Genomic DNA, 7,495 nt, shown 5'->3' with positions numbered 1-7,495 from the left:
CTACCATGCCACCGCGGCATAGAGCGGAAAAATAATAAACATTTTTACACTCAAAACGACAGCTTTTGAATCCAGCTCGCTAGTGGTAAAAAAGATGCTGAACTAAATTCAGCATGACGACCGCATAATGAATGTTTACTAAAAAACAAATATAGAATTAACAAAAGATGCGTCCACACGATAGGTGAAAACGGGAATCCTAAAGCTTCACCCATGGTTCATTAACTTTCTGATGTGTTAAGATTGCCAGTCAAGCTGACAATGACGGATCGTGCTTAGGGGACTGCAAAGATGTACGCATGATCATTGAAATTAAATTTTCTTTCTTCACAAAGTATTGCAAAGATTTGATTATTCAATTTAGTTTCTATCTTTGCAATCCTTAAAACATCCTATCTGCGGAAGTGGCGTAATTGGTAGCCGCACCAGACTTAGGATCTGGCGCTTCACGGCGTGGGGGTTCGAGTCCCTTCTTCCGCACAACAACATCAACCGTTCCGATTTAAACATCAGAGCGGTTTTTTTATGGCACAGCTTCTTGATCTTATAATCAGTATTATCGCTCTGCTACTCAACCATTGATACTTCACCTATCCTTGCCACCTAAACCTGATCGCAGTGGTTCCGATTTTTCATCGGAAAGAACGGAGAGCAGGGCTACATTATCCTAAACGCTACCGAACCTGCTTTCCAAAAAATAAAGGTTTAATCTATTCTGAAAAACAAACCCCATGTTTTATCGCAGCCATAACGCTGCTTCAAGTTATAAGTCCCCATGGTCTGTGTCTCCACAGACCATCGTAAAAGCGCTCAGTAAATCTGCCGAATAATTTTTTTCTCCTTAAAAACTAAACAGTTATCTTTTTTTGATTAAAATAATCAATAAAATATTGCCGATGCCTTTTGATTATTCAATCTTGTTTCTATCTTTGCAGTCCTTACAACATCCTAACTGCGGAAGTGGCGTAATTGGTAGCCGCACCAGACTTAGGATCTGGCGCTTCACGGCGTGGGGGTTCGAGTCCCTTCTTCCGCACAACAAGATAAAGGCCGTTCCGATTTAAAAATCGGAACGGTTTTGTTTTTAAAAACATTGATTAATAAAAAATTGATGTGCTGTGCCGGTTGTGGCGATATATGGTTTCTTCTCAAATCTCATATCTCATATCTCCCGTCTAAAGCACATCTTACTATATCTCAGAAAAAATGAATATTACACAGGAAAAAACCGGCAACTTAAATGCTGTTGTAAAAATCAAAATCGCACCTGCTGATTACACTGGAAAAGTAGAGAAAGCCATTAAAGATCAAGCTAAAAAAGCACAATTACCTGGTTTCCGTAAAGGAATGGTTCCTGCTGCCCACATTAAAAAAATGTATGGCAAAAGTATCTTGGTAGAAGAGGTTAACAACTTGTTAAACGATACTTTATCTAACTATATCGCGGAGCAAAAATTAGAAATTTTAGGTCAACCACTTCCTAAAATGGATGATGAACGCGAATTTAAATGGGATAATACAGATGATTTCGAATTTGATTATGAGTTAGGTTTAGCACCTGCTTTTGATGTAAATCTTTCATCTAAAGATAAATTTACCGAATACGTAATTAAAGCTGATCAAGAAACTTTAGAAAGCCGTATCAAAAATATCCGTCGTAGCTATGGTAAAATGACTAATCCTGAGGTTTCGGCTGATGATGATGTACTTTACACTGAATTAACTCAGGTAGCTGCAGATGGTACTGCTGTTGAAGGTGGTATCACCAGTACTGCAACTGTTCGTTTAGATCAGATTAAAGATAAAAAAATCCTTAAATCGTTAATCGGTTTAAAGAAAGATGATGAAGTAACCATCGATATCCAAAAAGCATTAGAAGATGCTGCGGTAATTGCTAAAGCTTTAAATATTTCGGAAGAAGAAGCTGCTGAGTTAAAAGCAAACTTTAAACTTCACGTTAAAAACGTTAACCGCTTAGAAGAGTCAGACTTAAACCAAGAGTTTTTTGATAAATTATTTGGTGAAGGTACCGTAACTGACGAAGCTGGTTTCAGGGCGAAAATTACTGAAGAGGTAGAGGGTATGTTTAAACAAGATGCTGAGCGTAAATTATCTAACGATATTTATGAAGCACTTTTAACTAAACATAATTTCGAATTGCCTGATGAATTTTTACGTCGCTGGTTAAAGGCTACAAACGAAAAATTAACCGACGAAGAGTTGGCAGAAGGTTATGATGATTTCGCTAAAAACCTTAAGTGGACTTTAATCGAAAACAAAATCATCAAAGATAACAGTATCGAAATTAAATATGAGGATGTAGTTCAGGCAGCAAAGGCTAAATTAGATGCACAGTTTAGAATGTACAGTCCAAGCCCACTTCCTGAAGATCAATTGGCTCAATATGCCGTTCAGTTTTTACAGGAAAAAGAAAATGCAAACCGTGTTTTCGAAGAAGTAAAAGCATTAAAAACTTTCGAACAAATCAAATCTGTTGTTACTTTAGAGCAAAAAGATATTGATTACGATAAGTTTATTGCGCTGGATAAAGGATAAAAAAGCATAGGGCATAGCGCCTGGTGATTTTAATATCATGATATAAAATCTTATTTTGCTAAATGGCAAAATTTAGATTTCAAGACTTGCTAATTTGGCAGAGGGCTATAATTGTAGGTAATAAATTGATTGATATTTCCGAGAAATTGGAAGAAATAAAAAAGTTTAGATTCGCAGAGCAGCTTCGAGGAGCTGCTCTTAGCGTATCTAATAATATTGCAGAAGGTTCTGGCTCTAACTCTACACCCGATTTTCGAAGATTCTTAAACTTTGCACATCGTTCTGTTTTTGAGAATGCCAACATTCTTTTAGTGTTAAATTTAAGATTACTGGTTTCTGACAAAGATTTGGCAGATTTGTTAGAAGATTTAGATATTTTAGCAAGGATGATTTCCAGCTTTTCTAAAAGTTTGAAGTAGCGGAGTGCTATATTGTCATAGATTTCGATATGGTATGCTCTTTGTCTAAACCAAGATAATTGAAATATTATTTATATTTTGGTTTTTTATTATTCACGAAACGATGGGGAACAGGAACTTAAAACTCTATGCCCTCTGCTAAAAAACTCACATAATGAACATAGATTCACAAGAATTCAGAAAATTTGCCGTTAAACATCAGGGGATTGGCGGTTTACACGTAGATAAATTTATTGCTCAGGCTAATCTGGACCCTAAGAGCATGACACCATATATCATTGAAGAACGCCAGTTGAATGTAGCGCAAATGGATGTTTTCTCTAGGTTAATGATGGACCGTATTATCTTTTTAGGTGATGCGATTTACGATCAGAATGCCAATATCATTCAGGCTCAGTTGTTGTTTTTGCAATCAACAGATGCCGATAGAGATATTCAGATCTACATTAACTCGCCAGGTGGCTCGGTTTATGCAGGTTTAGGTATTTATGATACCATGCAATATATACAACCAGATGTAGCTACAATCTGTACGGGTATGGCCGCTTCAATGGGGGCAGTTTTATTGGTAGCAGGCGCAAAAGGAAAACGTGCTGCATTACCTCACTCAAGAGTAATGATTCACCAACCATCAGGAGGCGCACAAGGTGTGGCATCTGATATGGAGATCAACCTGAGGGAGATGTTGAAATTGAAAAAAGAATTATACGATATTATTTCAGAACACTCTGGGCAAACATATGATTGGGTAGAGAAAGCTTCAGATCGTGATTACTGGATGACAGCTGACGAGGCAAAAGGATTTGGTATGGTTGATGAGGTGTTATCGAGAAACGCAAAAAAAGATGGCGAAACAAAATAAAGAATCCCGTTGTTCATTCTGCCATTCTGGCAAGCATGAAACGTTAATGTTGATTGAAGGCATGGATGCATTTATCTGCGATAAATGTGTAACCCAGGCCAATCAATTGCTTGCGCAAGAATTAGGGACCAAAGGGACAAAAAATATTCAAAAGGCGATAAACTTATTAAAGCCTCTTGAAATTAAACAGCATCTTGATCAGTATGTTATTGGTCAGGACGATGCTAAAAAGGTATTATCCGTTGCCGTTTACAATCACTACAAACGTTTAAATCAAAAAGTTGATAAAGACGAGATTGAGATCGAAAAATCAAATATCATGTTAGTGGGCGAAACCGGTACCGGTAAAACACTTTTGGCTAAAACCATTGCGAAAATTTTGCATGTGCCATTCTGTATCTGCGATGCAACTGTTTTAACTGAAGCAGGTTATGTAGGTGAAGATGTTGAAAGTATTTTAACGCGCTTGCTTCAAGCTGCCGATTATGATGTAACAGCTGCCGAACGTGGTATCGTTTACATTGATGAGGTAGATAAAGTAGCGCGTAAAAGTGATAACCCATCCATTACACGTGATGTATCGGGAGAAGGTGTTCAACAGGCTTTATTGAAAATTTTAGAAGGTACAGTTGTAAACGTTCCACCTCAGGGCGGACGTAAGCACCCAGATCAGAAAATGATCCCGGTAAATACGAATAACATTCTATTTATCTGTGGTGGGGCATTTGATGGTATTGAACGTAAAATTGCCAACCGTTTACGCACGCAGGCGGTAGGTTATAAAGTAAAGAAAGATGAGACAGTTTTAGATCTTAAAAATCTTTATAAGTATATTACACCTCAGGATTTGAAATCTTTTGGATTAATTCCAGAATTAATTGGTCGTATACCGGTTCTTTCTCACTTAAACCCATTGGATAAAGAATCTTTAAGAAACATTTTAACCGCACCTAAAAATTCATTGATCAAGCAGTATGTGAAGCTTTTTGCTTATGAAGACGTAAAGCTTGTTTTTGATGAAGATGTTTTAAATTTTATTGTAGATAAAGCAATGGAATATAAACTGGGTGCACGTGGTTTAAGATCGATCTGTGAAGCGATTATGTTGGATGCCATGTTTGATACGCCAACGCAGACGGATGTCAAGGAACTGCACATCAATCTCGATTACGCGATAGAGAAATTTGAAAAGGCCGACTTTAAAAAGTTGCAGGCCGCTTAAAAATTCAATCCTCTCGCGAAAGCGGGGGGATTTTTTTTAATACAATATTTGTTAACGCTAAGCGCCAAGCGCTATGCTCAAAACTAAAAGAATATGAACGAAGAAAAAGAAGTAAAAAAAGACGAGGAAATTGTAGCGAAATCAAAAAAAGTAAAAGAAGTAGAAACTCCTGTTAAATCGGGATTAAAATCGAAAGATGAAATTGTAAAAAATTGGTTGCCACGTTATACCGGCAGACCCTTAGATCAATTTAGCGATTATATTCTGCTGACCAATTTCAGTAAGTATGTAACCATGTTTTCGGAATGGAACGATAATGCACCGGTTATGGGTTTAGATAAGCCTATGCAAAGTGTTACCGCAAATGGTATTACGATTATCAACTTTGGTATGGGAAGCCCCTTGGCAGCAACCATGATGGATTTATTGACGGCCATTAAACCTAAGGCTGTTTTGTTTTTAGGTAAATGTGGTGGTTTAAAGAAAAAGAACCAATTAGGCGATTTAATTTTGCCTATTGCCGCAATCAGGGGTGAAGGTACATCAAATGATTACCTGCCGGCAGAAGTACCTGCATTGCCAGCATTCGCCTTGCAGAAAGCGATTTCTACAACCATACGGGATCATGGCAGAGATTATTGGACCGGAACCTGTTATACCACCAACCGGAGGGTTTGGGAGCACGATAAAGAATTTAAAAAATACTTGAAAACTTTAAGGGCGATGGCAGTAGATATGGAAACAGCTACGATTTTTACTACGGCCTTTGCCAATAAAATCCCAGCAGGCGCGTTACTATTAGTTTCCGATCAACCGATGATTCCAGAAGGTGTTAAAACTGCCGAAAGCGATAGTACTGTAACTGAGAAATATGTAGAAACTCATTTGCGCATTGGTATCGACTCATTAAAGCAATTAATCAATAACGGATTAACAGTAAAACATTTGTTGTTTTAACATAAGTTAAGTACTGTTGTAATTAGAGAGATTGTCATCCTGAACTTGTTTCAGAATCTTTTCGGCTTGAATTATTAACAAGTTAGATGCTGATCCCGAAGATCGGGACAGCATGACGGCTCAAGTTAGGGCAATCGTCATCCTGAACCTGTTTCAGGATCTTTTAATCTAAGGTTGAAGGATAAGATAGATGCTGATCCCAAAAATTCGGGACAGCATGACTTTAAACAGCGAATCCTGGTAAGTAAGTAGCCATGCAATACCAGGTCTTCTTCGCTGTTGATGTTATAGTTGCATCGATTGTGCAAAAGTACAATGCGATCGGAAATAGCTAAAATAGACTTATAGTAATGATCGGTAATGATAAAACCTTTGTATGCTTTCATCCGATTGATATGGCCTTTCAATTCTTCGATCCACAATGGCGATAATTGCGAAAATGGCTCATCGAGAAGTATATATTGTGCATCGCTATAAATCATTAATAAACATTCTATAAACCTGCGTTCCCCACCAGATAGGTTGTAAAATCTAGCTTTTAAATGATTGGCAATAACTTCAATTTGCTGTAATTCAGCTTGTCGGTTTTTGCAAAAGATATTAATGGCCTGAAAAATACTAATCTGGTTTGGAATAAAATTATCCTGAGGTAAATAAGATAGATTGTTTGATAAATAGCCTTTTTCATATACTTTATTATTTATATTAAGGTATTTGAAGTTCGCTTTTACACTTCCAAAAATGATCTTTAACATAGTTGATTTACCGGATCCATTCCTGCCCAATAGACCGACTACTTCACCAATTTTACAGTTAAGGTAAACGCTGCTTAATACTTCCCGATCTGCAAAAGATTGGTTAACGCTGTCGATAAAAAGTCTTTGCATATAGATGAAATGATTAAGATTCCGATAAAAACAATTAAATCATATAAAATCAGGTTTGTCATGATTTTTCTAAAGCCTATGCCCTGATTTTTGAAAAAGTATGCAGTAGATTGATAAAACATGAAATATATGGCAACAGAAAATACCCAGCCAATAAGTTTGATGAATAAGGCAAAAGAGTAAATTCCTGGCTCCTTAAAGCCATTTAAAATGAAGAATACTGATGTGAGCAAGCTGACCAGTACATTCCATAAAAAAATGGGTTTGTATATAGTTAAAGATTTTTTGAGTAGACCAATCGACATGACTTAAAGATATAAAATCATAACGATAAACTTAGTTGTAACTAAACAAAAAGATTGGCAGCGTGTAATCGTCATTTTGACTGTAGCGTTCCAAAGGAACTCCTTCGGAGGAGAAATCTATAAACCTGAGTTCGATTATTAAATCTCATTTTGTGGCGTTTTAATCAAGTTTTCTGTTAAGACGGTCGTCACCCTGAATTTATTTCAGGGTCTTTCACGCTAAAAAGATGCTGAAATAAATTCAGCAGGACGATAAAGCGGGATTAGGCGTAAATAAGATATAATTT

7 protein-coding genes and 2 tRNA genes are annotated in these 7,495 nt (G+C 36.9%); 7 read left to right on the top strand and 2 right to left on the bottom strand.

The window, feature by feature from the left end; translation table 11 throughout:
• Positions 1-398 precede the first annotated feature (398 nt).
• The 7 genes from AW17_RS22350 to AW17_RS22320 all read left to right on the top strand — a co-directional run bounded on the left by AW17_RS22350 (position 399) and on the right by AW17_RS22320 (position 6,016).
• Positions 399-480 (top strand) — tRNA-Leu (locus AW17_RS22350).
• Positions 481-954: 474 nt separating this feature from the next.
• A tRNA-Leu gene (locus AW17_RS22345) sits at positions 955-1,036 on the top strand.
• 170 nt (positions 1,037-1,206) lie between these two features.
• Entirely contained in the window at positions 1,207-2,556 is a 1,350-nt protein-coding gene (gene tig / locus AW17_RS22340; protein ID WP_029280329.1) for a trigger factor, read from the top strand.
• Positions 2,557-2,618: 62 nt separating this feature from the next.
• A complete protein-coding gene (locus AW17_RS22335) occupies positions 2,619-2,975 on the top strand; it encodes a four helix bundle protein (RefSeq protein ID WP_029280327.1) in 357 nt (118 codons plus the stop codon).
• Between the two features lie 154 nt (positions 2,976-3,129).
• Positions 3,130-3,837: an ATP-dependent Clp endopeptidase proteolytic subunit ClpP gene (gene clpP / locus AW17_RS22330; protein ID WP_029280325.1), complete on the top strand. Its 708-nt coding sequence runs from the start codon at positions 3,130-3,132 to the stop codon at positions 3,835-3,837.
• Entirely contained in the window at positions 3,821-5,059 is a 1,239-nt protein-coding gene (gene clpX, locus AW17_RS22325; RefSeq protein WP_029280323.1) for an ATP-dependent Clp protease ATP-binding subunit ClpX, read from the top strand. Before clpP ends, clpX begins: the two co-directional genes overlap by 17 nt.
• Positions 5,060-5,152: 93 nt before the next feature.
• Entirely contained in the window at positions 5,153-6,016 is an 864-nt protein-coding gene (locus AW17_RS22320; protein WP_029280321.1) for an AMP nucleosidase, read from the top strand.
• A 137-nt stretch (positions 6,017-6,153) separates the two neighbouring features.
• Here the strand turns inward: AW17_RS22320 and AW17_RS22315 are convergent, their stop codons facing one another.
• Both AW17_RS22315 and AW17_RS22310 read right to left on the bottom strand, forming a co-directional pair.
• Complete coding sequence (locus AW17_RS22315) at positions 6,154-6,903, bottom strand: ATP-binding cassette domain-containing protein (RefSeq protein ID WP_083488810.1); 750 nt, start codon at positions 6,901-6,903, stop codon at positions 6,154-6,156.
• Complete coding sequence (locus AW17_RS22310) at positions 6,846-7,208, bottom strand: hypothetical protein (RefSeq protein WP_029280318.1); 363 nt, start codon at positions 7,206-7,208, stop codon at positions 6,846-6,848. The genes AW17_RS22315 and AW17_RS22310 overlap by 58 nt, the downstream gene beginning before the upstream one ends.
• Positions 7,209-7,495 lie beyond the last annotated feature (287 nt).

The sequence above is a fragment of the Pedobacter borealis DSM 19626 genome, from assembly GCF_000708285.2.
Classification (GTDB): Bacteria; Bacteroidota; Bacteroidia; order Sphingobacteriales; family Sphingobacteriaceae; genus Pedobacter; species Pedobacter borealis.
Note: the sequence above shows the minus strand (reverse complement) of the source record. Positions and strands in the feature narration are given on the sequence as shown.

Coding starts and splice junctions, on each gene's coding strand:
- AW17_RS22320 (WP_029280321.1), top strand. CDS start 5,153: ATGAACGAAGAAAAAGAAGTAAAAAAAGACGAGGAAATTGTAGCGAAA.
- AW17_RS22335 (WP_029280327.1), top strand. CDS start 2,619: ATGGCAAAATTTAGATTTCAAGACTTGCTAATTTGGCAGAGGGCTATA.
- AW17_RS22315 (WP_083488810.1), bottom strand. CDS start 6,903: ATGCAAAGACTTTTTATCGACAGCGTTAACCAATCTTTTGCAGATCGG.
- clpP (WP_029280325.1), top strand. CDS start 3,130: ATGAACATAGATTCACAAGAATTCAGAAAATTTGCCGTTAAACATCAG.
- clpX (WP_029280323.1), top strand. CDS start 3,821: ATGGCGAAACAAAATAAAGAATCCCGTTGTTCATTCTGCCATTCTGGC.
- tig (WP_029280329.1), top strand. CDS start 1,207: ATGAATATTACACAGGAAAAAACCGGCAACTTAAATGCTGTTGTAAAA.
- AW17_RS22310 (WP_029280318.1), bottom strand. CDS start 7,208: ATGTCGATTGGTCTACTCAAAAAATCTTTAACTATATACAAACCCATT.